General features: G+C 33.1%; 22 protein-coding genes. 19 read left to right on the top strand and 3 right to left on the bottom strand.

Features of this window, described 5'->3' with window-relative positions; genetic code table 11:
- The first annotated feature begins 43 nt into the window (after positions 1–43).
- The 18 genes from FJOH_RS24210 (at position 44) to FJOH_RS24295 (ending at position 12,430) form a co-directional block, all read left to right on the top strand.
- A complete protein-coding gene (locus FJOH_RS24210; protein ID WP_012026653.1) occupies positions 44–475 on the top strand; it encodes a GNAT family N-acetyltransferase in 432 nt (143 codons plus the stop codon).
- Between the two features lie 146 nt (positions 476–621).
- Positions 622–1,035 (top strand): 3-hydroxyacyl-ACP dehydratase FabZ family protein, encoded by a 414-nt coding sequence (locus tag FJOH_RS24215; RefSeq protein ID WP_012026654.1) that lies wholly within the window; start codon positions 622–624, stop codon positions 1,033–1,035.
- Between the two features lie 199 nt (positions 1,036–1,234).
- Positions 1,235–1,720: an SRPBCC family protein gene (locus FJOH_RS24220; protein ID WP_012026655.1), complete on the top strand. Its 486-nt coding sequence runs from the start codon at positions 1,235–1,237 to the stop codon at positions 1,718–1,720.
- A 121-nt stretch (positions 1,721–1,841) separates the two neighbouring features.
- Positions 1,842–2,732, top strand: a complete 891-nt coding sequence (locus FJOH_RS24225; protein WP_044048092.1) for an SDR family oxidoreductase — start codon at positions 1,842–1,844, stop codon at positions 2,730–2,732.
- A gap of 19 nt (positions 2,733–2,751) precedes the next feature.
- Entirely contained in the window at positions 2,752–3,666 is a 915-nt protein-coding gene (locus tag FJOH_RS24230) for a helix-turn-helix domain-containing protein (RefSeq protein ID WP_012026657.1), read from the top strand.
- Between the two features lie 62 nt (positions 3,667–3,728).
- Positions 3,729–4,157: a hypothetical protein gene (locus FJOH_RS24235; protein WP_012026658.1), complete on the top strand. Its 429-nt coding sequence runs from the start codon at positions 3,729–3,731 to the stop codon at positions 4,155–4,157.
- A gap of 9 nt (positions 4,158–4,166) precedes the next feature.
- Positions 4,167–4,382 carry a hypothetical protein gene (locus FJOH_RS24240; protein WP_012026659.1) on the top strand — a complete coding sequence of 72 codons (216 nt, stop codon included), beginning with the start codon at positions 4,167–4,169 and terminating at the stop codon, positions 4,380–4,382.
- Between the two features lie 63 nt (positions 4,383–4,445).
- Positions 4,446–5,144: a hypothetical protein gene (locus tag FJOH_RS24245; protein ID WP_012026660.1), complete on the top strand. Its 699-nt coding sequence runs from the start codon at positions 4,446–4,448 to the stop codon at positions 5,142–5,144.
- Positions 5,145–5,193: 49 nt separating this feature from the next.
- Positions 5,194–5,562, top strand: coding sequence for a nuclear transport factor 2 family protein (locus FJOH_RS24250; RefSeq protein ID WP_012026661.1), 369 nt, complete (start codon positions 5,194–5,196; stop codon positions 5,560–5,562).
- Positions 5,563–5,726: 164 nt separating this feature from the next.
- Positions 5,727–6,764, top strand: a complete 1,038-nt coding sequence (locus FJOH_RS24255) for a serine hydrolase domain-containing protein (protein ID WP_012026662.1) — start codon at positions 5,727–5,729, stop codon at positions 6,762–6,764.
- Between the two features lie 5 nt (positions 6,765–6,769).
- Positions 6,770–7,192 (top strand): DUF1801 domain-containing protein, encoded by a 423-nt coding sequence (locus FJOH_RS24260; protein ID WP_012026663.1) that lies wholly within the window; start codon positions 6,770–6,772, stop codon positions 7,190–7,192.
- Positions 7,193–7,194: 2 nt separating this feature from the next.
- Positions 7,195–8,298, top strand: coding sequence for an MBL fold metallo-hydrolase (locus FJOH_RS24265; RefSeq protein WP_012026664.1), 1,104 nt, complete (start codon positions 7,195–7,197; stop codon positions 8,296–8,298).
- A 76-nt stretch (positions 8,299–8,374) separates the two neighbouring features.
- Positions 8,375–9,499, top strand: coding sequence for a lactonase family protein (locus tag FJOH_RS24270; RefSeq protein ID WP_012026665.1), 1,125 nt, complete (start codon positions 8,375–8,377; stop codon positions 9,497–9,499).
- A gap of 54 nt (positions 9,500–9,553) precedes the next feature.
- Positions 9,554–10,072: a GNAT family N-acetyltransferase gene (locus tag FJOH_RS24275; protein WP_012026666.1), complete on the top strand. Its 519-nt coding sequence runs from the start codon at positions 9,554–9,556 to the stop codon at positions 10,070–10,072.
- Between the two features lie 88 nt (positions 10,073–10,160).
- Complete coding sequence (locus FJOH_RS24280) at positions 10,161–10,742, top strand: LOG family protein (protein WP_012026667.1); 582 nt, start codon at positions 10,161–10,163, stop codon at positions 10,740–10,742.
- Positions 10,743–10,833: 91 nt separating this feature from the next.
- Positions 10,834–11,301 (top strand): SRPBCC family protein, encoded by a 468-nt coding sequence (locus tag FJOH_RS24285; protein WP_012026668.1) that lies wholly within the window; start codon positions 10,834–10,836, stop codon positions 11,299–11,301.
- A gap of 70 nt (positions 11,302–11,371) precedes the next feature.
- On the top strand, positions 11,372–11,740 hold the full coding sequence (locus FJOH_RS24290; protein WP_012026669.1) for an iron chaperone: 369 nt from the start codon (positions 11,372–11,374) through the stop codon (positions 11,738–11,740).
- Between the two features lie 6 nt (positions 11,741–11,746).
- The gene (locus tag FJOH_RS24295; RefSeq protein WP_012026670.1) at positions 11,747–12,430 is read left to right on the top strand and encodes a 2'-5' RNA ligase family protein; all 684 of its coding nucleotides are present in this window, start codon (positions 11,747–11,749) and stop codon (positions 12,428–12,430) included.
- A 40-nt stretch (positions 12,431–12,470) separates the two neighbouring features.
- On the opposite strand, the gene FJOH_RS24300 is transcribed toward FJOH_RS24295, so the two are convergent.
- From FJOH_RS24300 to FJOH_RS24310, 3 genes are read right to left on the bottom strand one after another with little or no spacing between them, the layout of a single operon-like run.
- Positions 12,471–12,836 carry a VOC family protein gene (locus tag FJOH_RS24300; RefSeq protein WP_012026671.1) on the bottom strand — a complete coding sequence of 122 codons (366 nt, stop codon included), beginning with the start codon at positions 12,834–12,836 and terminating at the stop codon, positions 12,471–12,473.
- Positions 12,837–12,853: 17 nt separating this feature from the next.
- Complete coding sequence (locus FJOH_RS24305; protein WP_012026672.1) at positions 12,854–13,597, bottom strand: DUF2625 domain-containing protein; 744 nt, start codon at positions 13,595–13,597, stop codon at positions 12,854–12,856.
- 25 nt (positions 13,598–13,622) lie between these two features.
- The gene (locus tag FJOH_RS24310) at positions 13,623–15,770 is read right to left on the bottom strand and encodes a cation:proton antiporter (protein WP_012026673.1); all 2,148 of its coding nucleotides are present in this window, start codon (positions 15,768–15,770) and stop codon (positions 13,623–13,625) included.
- A 319-nt stretch (positions 15,771–16,089) separates the two neighbouring features.
- On the opposite strand from FJOH_RS24310, the gene FJOH_RS24315 reads away from it, so the two are divergent.
- A complete protein-coding gene (locus FJOH_RS24315; RefSeq protein ID WP_012026674.1) occupies positions 16,090–17,517 on the top strand; it encodes an L-serine ammonia-lyase in 1,428 nt (475 codons plus the stop codon).
- Positions 17,518–17,603 lie beyond the last annotated feature (86 nt).

Here is a 17,603-nt window from a genome sequence, read left to right on the forward strand (position 1 = left end):
TTAAAAAAGCTGCTTTTAAAAGAATAGAGCAGCAAATCATTTCATGGAAATAACCGAAATTAGAAATAAAGATTACGAAACACTGAAAAACCTATTTTTAAAAGAAAGACAAAGAACTTTTTCATGGCTTGATACCTCAGAATTTCAATTAGATGATTTTGAAAAACATACGCAGGGAGAACATATTCTGGTTGCATTATTAGACGACATTCCTGTAGGTTTTATTTCGATCTGGATGCCTGCTAATTTTATTCATCATTTGTATGTCGATCAAAAACACCAAGGCCGGAAAATTGGAACGGCATTATTAAAAGCTGCAATTAATAAATTTAAGCTTCCGCTGACTTTAAAATGCCTCGAAAACAATAGCAAGGCAGTAGAATTTTATATAAAAACAGGATTTACGGCAAAAGAAAAAGGCCAGTCCGGCAACGGAACTTATATTCTCTTTGAGCTTTCAAAAAATATTGATTAACCAAAAAAATCAAGAACTTATGAATAACAATTAAAAATCGTTGAAAAATTAAAATTTATCTGACCTGAAACTCAAAAATGGATAAAATTTCAACATAGAATAATCCCCAGATTTTACTTATATTGCAAGGAACAAAAATTACAAGCATGTCAAAAAATATTGAAAGTCTTATTCCGCACAGAGCACCATTTCTTTTCGTAGATGAAGTTATATCCTATACTAAAGAAGAAATAATTGGCTTTAAAACATTTGGCGAAAAAGACAACTGGTTAAAAAGTACTTTTAAAATATTCGATTTTATACCCGGAGCCATTTTAATAGAAGCTATGGCGCAATGCGGCGGTGCAGGCGTAAAACTTTTGGGAATAACAGATGGAATATTTGGTTTAGTAAGCATTGAAAATGCAGAATTTTACGGCAAAGCCAAATTTGGAGACAAAATAAAACTTGCAATTGAAAATATTCGTTTAGGCGAAAAAATAATAAAACAACAAGGAACTGCATACATCGACGACAAACCCATCGTTAAAGCCGGCTGGATGTGTGTAAAAATTTCATAGAGGCAAATTCAATATCAAATTCAATATCAAATTCAATATCAAATCTAAAATCTAAATTCTAAAATCTAAATTCTAAAATCTAAATTCTAAAATCTAAAATTAATCTTTGTCCGAAATCCCCCTTACAATTGTCTTTTAAAAACCCAACTTACTGATTTTTAAGTAATAAATTTGATATTCAATTTTAAAAACCATAAAAATGAATACAGCAGATTTTACTACAACAATACTTGTGAGCCAGTCACCAGAAGAAGTTTTTAATGCCGTTACCAATGTTCGAGGCTGGTGGTCTGAAGAAATAGAAGGAAATACAGCCGCACAAAATGATCAATTTGATTATCATTACGAAGACGTTCATCGTTGTAAAATAGAACTTATTGAAGTAATTCCGAATCAAAAAGTCGTTTGGTTAGTTAAAGAAAATTATTTCAATTTTACAGAAGACAAAACAGAATGGACGGGAACAAAACCTACTTTTGAAATTACAGCAAAAGACGGAAAAACAGAACTTCGTTTTACCCATTTTGGTTTAACTTCAGAATATGAATGTTTTGAAATCTGCCGAGGTGCCTGGACAAATTATATTCAAAATAGTTTAAAAAAACTTATTGAAACCGGAAAAGGCGAACCAAACGCAACTGGAAAACCACAAACAGAAAACGAAAAAAGATTATCCAAAAGCTAAAAAAACTCAGCAGCTTAGAAACTTAAAAGCTCAGAATCTTATTTAGACTACAACATTCGTAGATTTGGCTACAGCTGTTTATTTGATGCATTGCAACTTTGTAACATCAAAATTAGAACAGATGAAAATTACTATTACAGGTTCTCTAGGGAACATCAGCCAGCCTCTGGCAAAAGAATTAATACAAAAAGGACATACTGTTACCATAATTGCCAGCAGTACAGAAAGACAAGCCGAAATCGAAAAATTAGGCGCAAAAGCAGGTATTGGATCTGTAGAAGATTTAGCATTTTTAACTAAAACTTTTACAGATTCAGATGCTGTATATTGTATGATTCCGCGTGCCAATTATTTCGATCCAAATCTTGATTTAGATGCTTTTACCCGTAAAATTGGAAACAATTATGCCGAAGCAATCAAACAATCTGGTGTAAAACGCGTCGTTTTTCTGAGCAGTATTGGAGCGCATTTAAAAGAAAAATCAGGAATTATTCAGCGTTACAACGAAATCGAAGCCGTTTTAAATACATTATCAGATGTTTCGATAACATTTATGCGTCCAACTTCGTTCTATTACAATTTACTGGCTTACATTCCAATGATCAAAAATCTGGGCTTCATTGCTGCCAATTATGGAGCAGATTCTATGATTCCGTGGGTTTCACCAAATGATATTGCAGCAGCAATTGCGGAAGAAATCACAACTTCGTCTCAAGGAAAAAAAATCCGTTATGTGGCAAGCGAGGAACTAACCGGACACGAAACTGCAAAAATATTAGGCGCAGCAATAGGCAGACCAGACTTAAAATGGGAATTAATTAGTGATGAAGAAACCCTAAATGGCTTAATTTCTGCTGGTATGCAGCCAAAAATCGCGAACGGTCTGGTTGAAATGTATGCCGCACTATACAACGGTACACTGGCTCAGGATTATTTGAAAAACAAACCGGCAGTTTTAGGAAAAACAAAACTGACAGATTATGCAGAAGAATTTGCTGCAATTTATAATTAAAAAATAAGTAATTTAGGTTATGGCAAATCAGCAGCCGCATCGAGTAAAAAGCATAAGCGAATTTCATGAGTTTCGAGATTTGCCAAAACCTGAACACCCTTTAGTGAGTGTTTATAATTTTGAAGATTTAAAATACCTCAACAAAGAAGAACCCAAAAGTCTTATTCTTGATTTTTATTCCATTGCATTAAAAAGAAATGCAAATGCCAAAATGCGCTACGGCCAGCAGGAATACGATTTTAAAGAAGGCGTTTTATTATTTATTGCTCCGGGTCAGGTTTTTTCTATCGAAGGCAATTCAGAACTGCAGCATACAGGACATTCCCTTTTAATTCATCCTGATTTTTTATGGAATACACCGCTTGCCCAGAAAATAAAACAATATGAATATTTTGGATATGCAGTTCATGAAGCCCTGCATCTTTCTGATAAAGAAGAAAAAATGATTATTGATATCATGAAAAATATTCAGCAGGAATACCGGTCTAACATTGACAAATTCAGCCAGGACGTAATTATTGCGCAAATCGAATTATTGCTTACCTATTCTGAACGCTTTTACAACCGCCAGTTTATAACCAGAAAAATAAACAATCATGAAATTCTGGCTCGTTTAGAAAAACTGCTCGAAGAATATTTCAACAATGATTCAATTATAAAAAAAGGAATTCCTACGGTACAGTACATTGCAGAAAATCTAAATGTTTCGCCCAATTATTTAAGCGGACTTTTAAAACATCTCACAGGACAGAGCACCCAGCAGCACATTCATAATAAACTCATAGAAAAAGCAAAAGAAAAACTTTCTACAACCAATTTATCTGTAAGTGAAATTGCTTTCGAATTAGGTTTCGAGCATCAGCAATCGTTTAGTAAATTATTTAAAACCAAGACAAACGTTTCGCCTTTAGAGTTCAGGCAGTCTTTCAATTAAAAAATATTTTAAGTAAATGCAATTCATAATTTTCATAAATTCGTAAGAACAAAATAAAAATTATGAACCCCTTTTTAAGAAATACTCTGGCCGTTACTGTCGGAATTATCATTGGAAGTTTAATAAACATGAGCATAATTTTAATCAGCAGTTCGATAATCCCTCTTCCGGAAGGAGCTGATAACAGAACAATACAAGGACTTCAAAAAACAATTCACTTATTTGAGGCAAAACATTTTCTCTTTCCCTTTCTTGCCCATGCGGCAGGAACATTTGCCGGAGCCGTTACAACTGCATTACTTGCTGTAAATCATAAAAAGAAACTGGCTTTAGCCATTGGTGCTTTTTTCTTATTTGGCGGTATTATTAGTGTCAGCTCTCTCCCATCGCCAACCTGGTTTACACTTATCGATTTAGTTTTTGCTTATATACCAATGGCATACCTCGCGTTGAAATTAGTCTGCAGAAAACAATTGAAATTTGAATATTAAATCCATAACATGAAAAACGAATCAACTAAACAAAAACCGGCAAAAATTTGTTACGAACATATTGGCGGAAAACTCGGGCAGTTACTTGCCGTTTCTTTTGCCGAAAAAGGCTGGATTGCAAAGAAAAACAATTCAGACAAACACTTTTATATTACAGATTTAGGCGAAAAAGAATTTACAAAATTAGGCATCGATATTTCTGAAATTAAATCAGAAAATTTATAAAATTTAATTCTTAAAAAATAATAAAAATACTATATTTTTGATTTAATTTTAAATTTTACAATAATGTCTTATTTTGGAGGATTAGGTTCTGGAAAAGGATGGAATACATTTAATTTTATAGTAACACCACAAGAATTTAAATCAATTTTCGAAAAACAAACCTATGATTTTGTTGTAACAAATTCAAGAGTTGAAATTGATTACGAAAAAACAGAAAAACATCTTCTATTTGATAACTATGAAAATTTCTTTTATAAAATATTAATTAAAAAAGAGAAGCTTGATAGAAAAGAACAATGGCCTTTTGAAAGTAAAATTAGAATATCAATAATAGACGATATTAATAAAATACAATTCGAAAGTATTACTAACAAAAAAGGACTGATTTCAAATGAATTTAAATCAGTTCAACCTACAGAACCAGTAATAAATATAAGACCTTTCTACCTTACCTATTTTAAGATTAAAGAAAGTTTAAGTGTTGCATATATGAATGAAGAAGGAACGATTGGATTAGAATTAACATATCCAAAATTAGTAAGCTTCTCAAATGATAATTTTAGAAATTTTATCGACGCACATACTTTTACAACTTATAATTTGTTTGAGAATTTGATAAAAAACATAAAAGCAATATCAAATAAAGCAAAATTACAAAGCAATACAAAATTGTTTCGTCCTAATTTCTGGATTAGTCCAGAAGCAAAAAAGGTTATTAATAACAACCATTATTTAAAATCTAATGGCTTAAATATTATTTAATTTCTACATAGTTATTTCATAACTTAGTTTCGATTTATATCTTGAAATTATGACTAAGAAAGAAATTGCACAAAACTTCTTAAAACTTGCCGCAAGCGGACACTCGCATGAAGGATTCAAACTTTATGTGCATGAAAATTTCAAACATCACAATGCTTATTTTAAAGGTGATGCCGAGACTTTAATGCTCGCAATGGAAGAGTCTGCAAGGAAAAATCCAAATAAGATATTTACAATTCATCACATCATCGAAGAAGAAAATCTCGTTGCTGTCCATTCGCATTTAAAACAAACGCCAGCTGATATTGGATTTGCCGTTGTACACATTTTAAAATTCAAAGAAGATAAAATAATAGAACTTTGGGATTTAGGACAGCAGATTCCAAATGAAACAGTTAACGAAAACGGAATGTTTTAAATTAATTATTAATTGTGAATTGTTAATTATAAATTATTTATCAGAATTAAATCAGTAAAACAAACCATAAACAACAAACCATAAACAACAAACTATAAACAACAAACTATAAACAATCAACCAACAACCAACAACCAACAACCAACAACCAACAACCAAAATAAATGAAATTTTTTTCTTTTACATTTCTATTGTTTATCCTATGCAGCTGTCATTCATCGGCACAAAAAAAAGACAATTACGCTTCAAAAATTGACAGCATTATTCAAAACAGCACTTCTTCAGATTTTAATGGTGTGGTTTTAATTTCAAAAAACGGAAAAACATTATATTCAAAAGTAAAAGGATCTGCCAATTTTGAAACCCAAAAACCTTTAACAATTGATACTCAATTTGAGATCATGTCAAACAGCAAACAGATTGCTGCTGTTTTGGTTTTACTAGAAGCCGAAAAAGGCAGAGTCGATTTAAATTCACCCATAAAAAAATACCTTCCTGAATTAACCCAAACCTGGGCTGACACGGTTACGGTACACCAGCTTTTAAATCATTCGCACGGAATTGTCGATTTGCAGAAACCTTTGGCATTTAAACCCGGAACTCAATTTAAATACGGAAATTTAAGTTTTAATTTAATTGGTAAAATTGTTGAATTCAGTACAAAGAAAAGTTACAACGAAACTGCCGGCGCACTTTTTAAGAAATTAAAAATGAACCAGACTTTTTGTTATTCTAAAGACAAAGCACAGAATCTGGCAACAGGATATTTCTCCTCAAAAAATAAAATGGAACCTGTAACTGGTTCACAAATTACACCTGAAAGTTTTGGCGCCGATGGCATAATTTCAACTGTTTCAGATTTGGCGATCTGGAATAACAACCTTCATAAAGGAAAAATACTAAAACCAGAATCGTATAAACTGCTGACAAAAAATACGATTTTATCACAGCATAATTTCTTTGGAAAAGAAAAAGAGCCTTACGGATACGGAATACGAATTATTGAAAAAGAAACCGTAAAATATTTAGGCCATACCGGGTTAGGCGACGGGTTTTCTTCTGTAAATTTGTATTTCCCTCAAAGTGATGTGAGTTTAATTGTTTTAGAAAATCAAATGCCCGAAGATTCCAGTTTGTTTTATGCTGCAGGATTTAAAATCAAAAACATTTTACTCAAAAGCGATTTATTAAATAAAAAATAAATGCAATGGCTAAAAATAAAACAACCGAAACTGAATACAGTGTAATTGATTTTATCAATGCGGTTCCTGATGAAAACAAACGAAATGACGCTTTTGAACTTCTTAAAATAGTACAGAAAATCACTGGTTTTGAACCCAAAATGTGGGGACCAAGTATTATAGGTTTTGGAAGTTATCATTACAAATATGAAAGCGGACATGAAGGCGATGCTCCTCTGGCCGGCTTTTCTCCAAGAAAAACAGCCATGACCGTTTATTTTTACCTGCCTGAAAAAGATAGAGAAGAACTTTTACCTAAACTTGGCAGACATACTTCTTCTAAAGCTTGTATTTACATTAAAAAATTAGCTGATATCGATATTGACATCTTAAAAAAGGTAATTTTACTTTCGATTGATTACACTCAAAAACTATATCCCCAAAAATAAAAATGATTACATTTCTAATTCTTATAATCCTAATAGGTTTTATTGTTTACAATTTCTTGCAGCATCCAAAATTTGGAAAAGCACCTTCCGGCGAAAGATTCACTTTAATTCAGAACTCGCCTCAATATAAAAACGGGAAATTCGAGAATCAGAGCTTTACGCCAGATTTGGCTGAAGGTGCAAGCATGGCTGGAGTTTTACTTGAATTTTTCTTCAAAAAAGTAGAACGAAAAATCCCAACCGATTTAATTCCGTCTGTAAAAACCAATCTGCATGAACTATCTATAGAAGAGGATGTTTTGGTTTGGTTTGGACATTCTTCTTATTTTATTCAGCTTGAAGGAAAACGTTTTTTAATCGATCCTGTTTTTAGCGGCAATGCCTCTCCTATTTCGGGAACGACAAAGTCATTTAAAGGTTCAGATATCTATACTGTTGATGATCTTCCGGAAATTGATTATTTATTGATTACACACGATCATTATGATCATTTAGATTATGAAACCATTCTTAAATTAAAACCCAAAACAAAAAAAGTAATTACGGCTCTTGGTGTAGGTTCGCATTTTGAATTTTGGGGATTTCCAACAGAAAATGTAATTGAAAAAGACTGGTTTGAAAAAATTGAATTAGATGAAAATCTAACATTACATACAACTCCTTCAAGACATTTTTCCGGCAGAAGTTTTAAACGCTGCAACACACTTTGGACTTCTTTTGTTTTAGAAACTAAAGACTTTAAAATGTATTTGGGCGGAGACAGCGGTTATGACAAGCATTTTGCTGAAATTGGAGAAAAATACGGCCCGTTTGATATTGCTTTGATCGACAACGGCCAATACAACGAAAAATGGAAATACATTCATAACATGCCCGAAGATGTTATAAAAGCGATGAAAGACTTACATGCAAAAAGAGTTTTTCCGGTTCATTCTTCAAAATTTGCTTTATCGCTTCATTCCTGGGACGAACCTTTGATAAGAGTAACAGAATTAAATAGTTTGAGCGAAAAACCAATTCCGTTAATTACACCAATGATTGGCGAATTAGTCGAATTAAAAAACGAAAATCAACAATTTAAACAATGGTGGAAAGGGGTTAATTAATTGTGAATTATGAATGGTTAATTATGAATTATAATTGGAACCTGAAAACCTGAAACTTGAAACCTGAAAACCAAAAATGAAAACCAAAATAAACTTCTTACTGCTAATCTTTTTACTAACATTTAATGCTTTCTCGCAAAACACTTATGTCTTTTTGGGATCGTATAACCGCGATAAAACTGCAGAAGCGATCCAGATATATCAATTGGATACATTAAATGGAAAACTTACGAAAGTAACGGCTGCAAAAAACATTATAAATCCGTCTTATTTAACGATTTCTCCAAACGGAAAATATGTGTATGCCTGTACAGATACTAAAACACCAAATGCAGGAAGCGTGAGCAGTTTTGAGTTTAATCCCGACAATAAAACACTGACATTTTTAAACAGCCAGAGAAGCGGCGGAGAAAATCCGGTATATGTAAGCGTTCACAAAAGCGGTAAATGGCTGGCAAATGCAAATTATACAGAAGGAAGCGTTTCGGTTTATCCTCTTTTAGAAAATGGAAAAATAGATTCAATTGCGCAGAACTTTCAATATACAGACGGAAGCGTAAACAAAGACAGACAGACAAGATCTCACGTACATTCGGCAGTATTTTCTCCGCAATGCGATTATTTGTTTTTACCCGATTTAGGTGCAGATAAAATTCGTTGTTATGCCTTTGATGCTTCTCAGAAAAAACCTTTAATCGAAACCCAAAACCCGTTTACAAAAACAGATTTAGAAGCCGGACCAAGGCATTTTACTTTTCATCCTAATCAAAAATGGGGTTATTGTATTGAAGAAATGGCTGGGCAGATAAGTGTGTATAATTATGATAATGGCGTTTTAAATAAAATACAGCGTATTGCTTCACATCCAGATAAAATAAAAGAAGGTTTTGAAAGTTCGGACATTCATATTTCTCCAGATGGAAAATTTCTGTATGCCACAAATCGTGGAAAAGAAAACAATATTGCTATTTTCTCTATTGACGAAAATGGACTGCTAAAAAACATTGGTTACCAGTCTACTTTAGGAAAACATCCTAGAATTTTTGCAATAGACGAAAGCGGAAAATTTTTGGCTGCATCGAATGTGCTTACCGGAAATGTAATTGTTTTTAAAAGAGATTTGAAAACCGGTTTATTGAAAAAAACAGGAAAACAGATTAAAATGGAGAATGTTTCATGCGTTCAGATCAAAAAGATTTAGAGCCCCTAAATGCATTAATCAGCAGACAAAAAACTAACAGAAAAACCAAAAATCATGATATCAAATTTCAATTTACAGCCTGAAGTTTTAGAAAATGAACTCACAAAACTAATCCCGTTAAAGGAAAAAGATTTTGAAGCATTATTTGAAGCAGCTTCTGATCCGCTGATTTGGGAACAGAATCCTGCAAAAAACCGACATGAAAGAGAGGCTTTTAAAACTTTTTTTGATATCATAATTACAAAAGGTTCGTTCTTAATTCTTGATAAACATACCAATGAGATAATAGGAACAACCAGTTTTTATGATTACAATCCCGAAAAATCAAGCGTTGGAATTGGCTATACTTTTATAACCAGAAAATATTGGGGCGGACCGTATAACAAAGCAAACAAAAAATTAATGATTGATTATGCTTTTCAGCATGTTAATTCGGTGCTTTTTCATGTTGGAGCAGAAAATTTTCGTTCGCAGAAAGCCGTTTTAAAACTCGGAGCAGAAAAAATTAATGATATCCTATTTAAGGTAAATGGTGTTGATACGCCGTATTTTGAATATGAATTGAAGAAATAATGAGACTTGAAATAAGAAGCAAGAGGAAAGATTTTGACCTTCTAGATTATCTTACCTCTTGCTTTTCAAAATAATAAAAAAAACAAAAATGAAAAGAATAACCGTTTTTTGTGCTTCAAGTTTTGGCACTGAAAAAATTTATGAAGAACAGGCAATAGCTTTAGGAAAAACGCTTTCCGAACAAAATATAGAATTGGTTTACGGAGGCGCAAACGTAGGCTTAATGGGCGCTGTTGCAGACGGAGCCTTAAATGCAGGAGGAAAAGTAATTGGTGTGCTTCCTAATTTTTTAAGATCAAAAGAAATAGCACATTTAGGTTTAACCGAATTAATTTTGGTTGAAAGCATGCACGAACGCAAAACCAAAATGAATGATTTATGTGATGGTGTAATTGCACTTCCCGGAGGTTTTGGAACTCTCGAAGAGCTTTTTGAAATGCTTACTTGGGCACAATTAGGACTTCATAAAAAGCCTATTGCTATTTTAAACATAGACGGATTTTATGATGCACTTATTGAACTTCTTAAAGTTATGGTTGAAAAAGGTTTATTGAAAGATGTAAACGCTTCAATGGTTTTAGTAAGCGATAACATTGAGGATTTATTGAATAAAATGAGAAATTATATTCCGCCAACGGTTGGAAAATGGATTGACAAAGAAAAATCATAACTTACAATTCTGTAAATCAAAAGTTAAAGTAAAAATTTAGAATTATCTTTACATTTCCTTCTTTCTACAAATAATATTTAATTATAAAAAAATGAAAACAGAAAACAACAAATATGCAAAGGCCGAAATGCTGATAAGAAAACCTGTTTCAGAAGTTTTTCAGGCTTTTATAAACCCCGAAATCACACGTAAATTTTGGTTTACAAAAGGTTCGGGTAAATTAGAAGAAAATCAAAAAACTGAATGGACTTGGGAAATGTATGGTTTTTCACTGTCGGTTACAACATTGGTTTTGCAGGAAAATAAAAAAATTGTCATAGAATGGGGAAATCCAGATGAAACTACTTTGGTAGAATGGACTTTTACTCCGTTAAACGAAAACGAAACTTTTGTAAGTATAACCAATTCTGGTTTTCATGGCGATTCAGATAAAATAATCGATCAGGTTCGCAACTCTACAGAAGGTTTTACCTTAGTTTTAGCCGGAGCAAAAGCATATTTAGAACATCAATTACAGTTAAATTTAGTTCTGGATCGCTTTCCGAAAGGATTGGCTTAAAAAAGTTTCAGGTTTCAAGTTTTTTTAGTTTCAACTTTAAACCTGAAACCGAAACAAAAAAACAAAACTCATGGAAACGAAAAAACCCGAAAATATCGACGAATACATTGGAGGATTTCCAAATGATGTTCAGGAAATTTTAGAGAAAGTTCGAATGACAATCCAAAAAGCTGCGCCAGAAGCCAAAGAGAAAATAAGTTATTCGATGCCGGCTTTTGACCAAAATGGAATTGTAGTCTATTTTGCCGCTTTTAAAAATCATATTGGTTTATATGCACTGCCAAGCGGTCACGAGGCTTTTGCGGCAGAACTTTCAAAATACAAATCAGGAAAAGGTTCTGTTCAGTTTCCTTTAAATCAGCCTATGCCTTATGATTTAATTACAAAAATTGTAAAATTTAGAGTTCAGGAAAATCTTCAAAAAGCAAAAAAGAAATAATCATAAATGAATTTAACTGAACATTATAATCAATTATATACAACTTCTTCAAAAAGTATTTTGACAGGAAAATATTCTATTGATACTGAAATTAAAAACGAATCTGATTCCCGATTTGGCATTACTCTGCTCATTCGCCCAAGCGATGAAATCAAAGCAAATATCCAAGTCTTATTGAATGAACTAAAACAAGTTGAACCAGAACAGTATTATTATCCTGATTCTGATATTCATATTACCGTAATGTCGATTATTTCCTGTTCAGAAAATTTTAATTTAAACCATATTTCTCCAAACGATTATATTCAGCTTATCTGTAAAAGTCTGGTTGATGTAGATAAAGTTACAATTCAGTTTAAAGGAATTACCGCTTCGTCTTCTGCAATTATGATTCAGGGTTTTCCAACTGATGAAACCTTAAATAATTTACGAAATAAACTACGCGAAGATTTTAAAAACTCTCAATTGCAGCAAAGCATCGACAGCCGATATAGAATATCTACTGCTCATGCCACAGTAATGCGTTTTCAGGAAAAACTTCTTGATCCAGAAAAATTAATACAAACCGCAGAAAAATATCGTGATTACGATTTTGGGGAATTTAATGTAAAAAGCTTAGAATTGGTTTACAATGACTGGTACCAGCGTAAAAGCAATACAAAAGTTTTGGGCGAATTTTGTTTGAGATAATTTATAATCGGGGTTCTTTTAATTCAATTAAATCTGCCCTTTATTTTTTAAACACTCCAAAATGCCATAAAACACCAGAAGGATCGTGCAGAAAACATTCGCTTCCCCAGTCTAAATATCGTATTGGAGTTAACTTTGCTCCTTTATATTTTTCAGGAAGATTTAAAGCCAGAAGTTCATTGTAATAACGTTCAACATCATCAACTTCTACAAAAATCATAGTATTTTCGATCCAGTTTTTATCGTAATAATCCTGAAGATAAAAAGCCGTTTCACCAGATTTAAAAACAGAAAAATTAGATTCTAAAACTATTTCTTCAAACCCTAATTCACGATAAAAACTTCTGGAGACCTCAAAATCCTGAGCTCCAATAAACGGTCGTATTGACTTGATATTATGGTTCATTTTATACCTATTAGAAATTACTTTTCAAACCCAAGCTGTTTTCTTAAATCGATATTCAAGCCGTATTGTTCCTGAACGGGAATAATTTTTCTTGAATTTTTATTAATATCACTTCCTTCGGCTGTCCATAAAAAAGGATAGAAATTAAAAACTTCATCGCCTTTTAGTTTCGAGACTTCTTCTCGCCAGCCGTCCCATCTGTTTCCTTCATAAAACTTATCCAAGTCATTATTAAAACAAAAACCTAAAAACTCAGAATACGTAACATCAAGTGGTTCGTATTCTAAATTATCCGGAGAAAAATAATAAACTTTGCCAATGTCTGTTCCTAGTCCGCCTCCATTTAAAAGATAAAAACCGCCAATAGCATCATCTGCAATTAATAAATACGGTGGTGTTTCACCAAATTCAGTAAACGTTTTTCCTTTGTTCCAATCCGGAAGAGTACGGTCAAATTTTGAATTTCCCGAACCCAAAATCCTAATCCATCCGTCATCAATTAAAAGTCCGCCGGTATTAAAAACGACCGCTCCCATTGACGAACGGGTTGTAACTTGTGTCTTATACAAAGCCTCTTTTGCTTTCGCAGCATCAGCAGGTAAAATCTCTACTTTATTTTGTGCGGTTTTAATCCAATCTTCAACCAGAGTCCAGCCCGGATCGGCTTTGTCTATGAGTTCTTCAACTTTTTTCATTTTGTTTTGTGCATTCGCTGCGAAGCTTAAAAATGTTAATACTATTAACGGAAACTTTAGTCTCATTTATTAATGCTGATAATTATTTATACTAGCTTTTTTTTAAGATGCTTCCTAAACCACGACCAATCTGCTCAATTGCTTCCAGACTTTTAGTTAACGGCGTAGCCGTAAAATCTTCATAAGCATCCATGGCACTTTCTTTTCGATCGTCGTGAGGATAAACTAGTATAATATTATTATCGTTGAAGAATTTTTCAAATTTCTGAGGCAGCCTGTCAAAGATTGAATGATAGGAAACTGACCCTTTTCGGGATAAATTAAAAACGATTAAATCTGTTTGGCGGATTTCATCTGAAATAGATTCAAAATCGTCCCACTCTATAACGCTCTTAAATCCTAGTTTAGTATTCAATCGAAGATTATTTGCAATTTGCTGAATTGTTTGATGCGTTTTATATTCTGCATAAATTACAATAGGAATACTTAATTCCTGAGATAATCTTGAAATTTTCTGTAATAATACCTGAAAACCAACTCCTCTTTCTGAAAATGGCGGGCATATAAATACCAGCCTTTTTTCTTCAATAAAAGTTCTCTGGAACCTGCAGATAAATAAACTTTTATCTACATTATTAATTATAGAATCTACATTTTCTCCAAAGATTTTATCGATAAAACCGGTTTTTCTAGGCCAGCCCACAATTACAATATCCGACATAATTTCTTTGGAAGTCCTAGCGATTCCACTTGCTGGATTATGATCGATTCTGGCAATTGTGTTAATTTTTACTTCAGAAGCAGAAGCCTGAATTACGAATTTATCAACTGCTTTTTTATATTTTAAAATGTTCTTTTCGGCCTGATCGTTATTGGGTACAATCGTTAAAAGCGTAACCGGATTTGATGATTTTTTATCTTTAATTAAAAGTGCAAAATCTAATAAACTGGCTGTCGCCGAAGTTTTTGCCAGCGGAATCAAAATATGTTCATCTAGAATTTGATTTTTACCGGCATCTTCATGAGAAACTTCTTCTTCACAGATTGCAATTTTTTTAGCCGCCTTTTCTGTAGCAAAAGAAGCTACAATACAAGTTATCAGAATTAAAATAATGGTTCCGTTTAATATATTTTCATCTAGAATTTTGGCTTTAAAACCTACTAAAATTACAGCCAGAGTTGCGGCCGCGTGCGCACTGCTCAACCCAAAAATAAGCTGTCTTTCGGTTTTAGTATATTTAAAAACGACCTGTGTAAAAAATGCTGCAATCCATTTCCCAAAAATAGCCACAACACTCAACGTTCCGGCAACGATTAAAGCTGTAGGCCCGCTTAAAATTACACTGATATCAACCAGCATTCCAACCGAAATCAGGAAAAACGGAATAAACAAAGCATTTCCAATAAACTCAATTCTATTCATCAAAGCTGATGAATGCGGAATTAAAGGATTTAATGCCAAACCGGCAACGAATGCTCCAATAATAGGCTCTACTCCTGCTACTTCGGCTAAAAATGCCGCAAAGAAAACGACTGAGAGAACAAAAATATAATGGGCGTGTTTTTCACTTTCCAGTTTCTTGAAAAACCATTTAGCAATTCTTGGAATAACCAAAAACATAATGGCAGAGAAAATTGCCAGAGATACACCTAACTTAATCCAAAACGCCTGGTTTAAACTTCCCTGAGCGCTTCCCATAATTACGGCCAGAATAATCAAAACGGCAGTATCAGTTAAAATTGTTCCTCCAACCGTAATAGCTACTGCCTGATTTTTTGCAATTCCAAGTTTACTCACAATTGGGTACGCAACCAAAGTATGCGTTGCAAACATACTTGCTGTTAAAAAACTAGCGTTAAAATCGTATTTCAGTAAGTAAAAACAAACCGGAAAACCTATTGAGAGCGGTAAAATGAATGTAAAAAAACCAAATAATAAACTTTTGTTTCTATTGGCTTTAAATTCGTTCATATCCAATTCAAGACCTGCAATAAACATAATGTACAAAAGCCCAATTGTCGAGAATAAATCTACAGCAGAATTTTTTGCCAGTATATTTAATCCATGAGGACCTATGATAACACCAGAAATAATTAAACCAATGATTCCGGGAATATTTATTTTTTTAAGTAAAATGGGCGACAGCAGAATAATGAAAAGTATTAACGAAAAAATCAATACCGGGTTGTTGAGAGGGAGTTCGAATTCGTGTAAAAAATGCTTGAAAAATTCTATCATAATGTAATTTTATCTTCTTGTGGTATTCTAAATTTTTCGTAAAAAGACATTTACAGCATTAAAACGAAATCCTTGAAGTTAACACAAACAGATAAGTCTGAAGAATCAAAAGAAATTACAGATTTACCCATTTGAATCCTTACAAAAATACCGAAAAAACACAAACTTTAAACGAAAACCGCATATTAAACAATTAAATTTATTTAGTTGCCGAATTATTAAAATTTAATATTTTTTTTAACAAATATGCAAGATTAACAATCAAAACTAAACCATCATTGCATTATTCAATTATCTTTGTCTTAACAAAAATTGAACAATGGAAGAATGTATCTCTGTTTTTGATATGCTTAAAATTGGCGTTGGCCCTTCAAGCTCACATACTTTGGGTCCGTGGAGAGCTGCCGAACGCTTTCTCGAAGAGTTAAAAAGCGAGTCGATTTTAGACCAGATTAAACGAGTAAAAGTCGATTTATACGGATCACTTTCCTTAACCGGAAAAGGTCATGCTACAGATTTATCGGTTATGCTTGGTTTAAGTGGTCAGGATCCTGAATATATTCCGGTTGAGAATATTGCCGGAATTATCAAAACAATCGAAGACACAAACGAAATAAATCTTGCAAATGAATTTAAAATTCCGTTTTATTTTCTGCAGGATATTGTTTTCAATAAAGATTTTCTTCCTTTCCATGCTAACGGATTAAAATTTACGGCTTATAAAAATGATGATTCAGAATACGAATCTACATTTTATTCCATAGGCGGTGGTTTTGTTGTGAAAGAAGAACGCGAAAATGCCAAGATAAAAGAAGTTATAAAATGTGCATTTCCGTTTCCTATTCAAAATGCGGTTGAACTTTTAAATTATACAATTTCTGAAAACAAATCGATTTCTGAAATTGTGTATGAAAACGAAAAATCAATGCGTTCTGAAGAAGAAATCCATTCAGAATTAATGCGTATCTGGAATACGATGCTTGAATGTATGTATATTGGCTGTCATACCGGAGGAATTCTTCCGGGCGGCTTACACGTTCGCAGACGAGCTTTTGATATGCACCAAAATTTAATTGGTTTATCAAATTACAACGATCCCCAATCGTGGCTGGAAGAAATTAGAAAAACCGAGGTTAAATTCCGTCAGATTTTAAAATGGGTAAGCTGTTTTGCTCTTGCCGTAAATGAAGTAAATGCTTCTTTAGGACGAGTTGTAACGGCGCCGACTAACGGAAGCGCAGGCGTTATTCCGGCCGTTTTAATGTATTATATGGTAATTGAAAACCATGATGCCGGAGAAAAAGAAATCAAACAATTTTTAATGGTTGCCGGGGAAATTGGCAGCATCTTTAAAAAAGGATCAACAATTTCTGCTGCAATGGGCGGTTGTCAGGCCGAAATTGGTGTTTCGTCGTCTATGGCTGCGGCGGCACTCTGCGAATTAATGGGCGGTACTCCTGCTCAGGTTTTAATGGCTGCCGAAATTGCAATGGAGCATCATTTAGGTTTAACCTGTGATCCTATTGGCGGTTTAGTTCAAATTCCGTGTATTGAAAGAAATACTATGGGTGCCATAAAAGCTATTAATGCAGCTGAACTGGCGCTTGAAACTGATTCTAAAAACGCAAAAGTGCCTTTAGACAAAGTTATCAATACAATGTGGGAAACCGCAAAAGATATGAATTCTAAATACAAAGAAACTTCTGAAGGAGGTCTTGCCGTGGCAGTAAACATGGCAGATTGCTAAGAATAAAGCTGCCACGAATTTCACTAATTTACACTAATTTATCTCCTGTTTCGTAAAAAACAATTTGTGTAAATTCGTGAAATTCG

Source organism: Flavobacterium johnsoniae UW101 (assembly GCF_000016645.1).
Classification (GTDB): domain Bacteria; phylum Bacteroidota; class Bacteroidia; order Flavobacteriales; family Flavobacteriaceae; genus Flavobacterium; species Flavobacterium johnsoniae.

Coding starts and splice junctions, on each gene's coding strand:
- FJOH_RS24210 (WP_012026653.1), top strand. CDS start 44: ATGGAAATAACCGAAATTAGAAATAAAGATTACGAAACACTGAAAAAC.
- FJOH_RS24215 (WP_012026654.1), top strand. CDS start 622: ATGTCAAAAAATATTGAAAGTCTTATTCCGCACAGAGCACCATTTCTT.
- FJOH_RS24220 (WP_012026655.1), top strand. CDS start 1,235: ATGAATACAGCAGATTTTACTACAACAATACTTGTGAGCCAGTCACCA.
- FJOH_RS24225 (WP_044048092.1), top strand. CDS start 1,842: ATGAAAATTACTATTACAGGTTCTCTAGGGAACATCAGCCAGCCTCTG.
- FJOH_RS24230 (WP_012026657.1), top strand. CDS start 2,752: ATGGCAAATCAGCAGCCGCATCGAGTAAAAAGCATAAGCGAATTTCAT.
- FJOH_RS24235 (WP_012026658.1), top strand. CDS start 3,729: ATGAACCCCTTTTTAAGAAATACTCTGGCCGTTACTGTCGGAATTATC.
- FJOH_RS24240 (WP_012026659.1), top strand. CDS start 4,167: ATGAAAAACGAATCAACTAAACAAAAACCGGCAAAAATTTGTTACGAA.
- FJOH_RS24245 (WP_012026660.1), top strand. CDS start 4,446: ATGTCTTATTTTGGAGGATTAGGTTCTGGAAAAGGATGGAATACATTT.
- FJOH_RS24250 (WP_012026661.1), top strand. CDS start 5,194: ATGACTAAGAAAGAAATTGCACAAAACTTCTTAAAACTTGCCGCAAGC.
- FJOH_RS24255 (WP_012026662.1), top strand. CDS start 5,727: ATGAAATTTTTTTCTTTTACATTTCTATTGTTTATCCTATGCAGCTGT.
- FJOH_RS24260 (WP_012026663.1), top strand. CDS start 6,770: ATGGCTAAAAATAAAACAACCGAAACTGAATACAGTGTAATTGATTTT.
- FJOH_RS24265 (WP_012026664.1), top strand. CDS start 7,195: ATGATTACATTTCTAATTCTTATAATCCTAATAGGTTTTATTGTTTAC.
- FJOH_RS24270 (WP_012026665.1), top strand. CDS start 8,375: ATGAAAACCAAAATAAACTTCTTACTGCTAATCTTTTTACTAACATTT.
- FJOH_RS24275 (WP_012026666.1), top strand. CDS start 9,554: ATGATATCAAATTTCAATTTACAGCCTGAAGTTTTAGAAAATGAACTC.
- FJOH_RS24280 (WP_012026667.1), top strand. CDS start 10,161: ATGAAAAGAATAACCGTTTTTTGTGCTTCAAGTTTTGGCACTGAAAAA.
- FJOH_RS24285 (WP_012026668.1), top strand. CDS start 10,834: ATGAAAACAGAAAACAACAAATATGCAAAGGCCGAAATGCTGATAAGA.
- FJOH_RS24290 (WP_012026669.1), top strand. CDS start 11,372: ATGGAAACGAAAAAACCCGAAAATATCGACGAATACATTGGAGGATTT.
- FJOH_RS24295 (WP_012026670.1), top strand. CDS start 11,747: ATGAATTTAACTGAACATTATAATCAATTATATACAACTTCTTCAAAA.
- FJOH_RS24300 (WP_012026671.1), bottom strand. CDS start 12,836: ATGAACCATAATATCAAGTCAATACGACCGTTTATTGGAGCTCAGGAT.
- FJOH_RS24305 (WP_012026672.1), bottom strand. CDS start 13,597: ATGAGACTAAAGTTTCCGTTAATAGTATTAACATTTTTAAGCTTCGCA.
- FJOH_RS24310 (WP_012026673.1), bottom strand. CDS start 15,770: ATGATAGAATTTTTCAAGCATTTTTTACACGAATTCGAACTCCCTCTC.
- FJOH_RS24315 (WP_012026674.1), top strand. CDS start 16,090: ATGGAAGAATGTATCTCTGTTTTTGATATGCTTAAAATTGGCGTTGGC.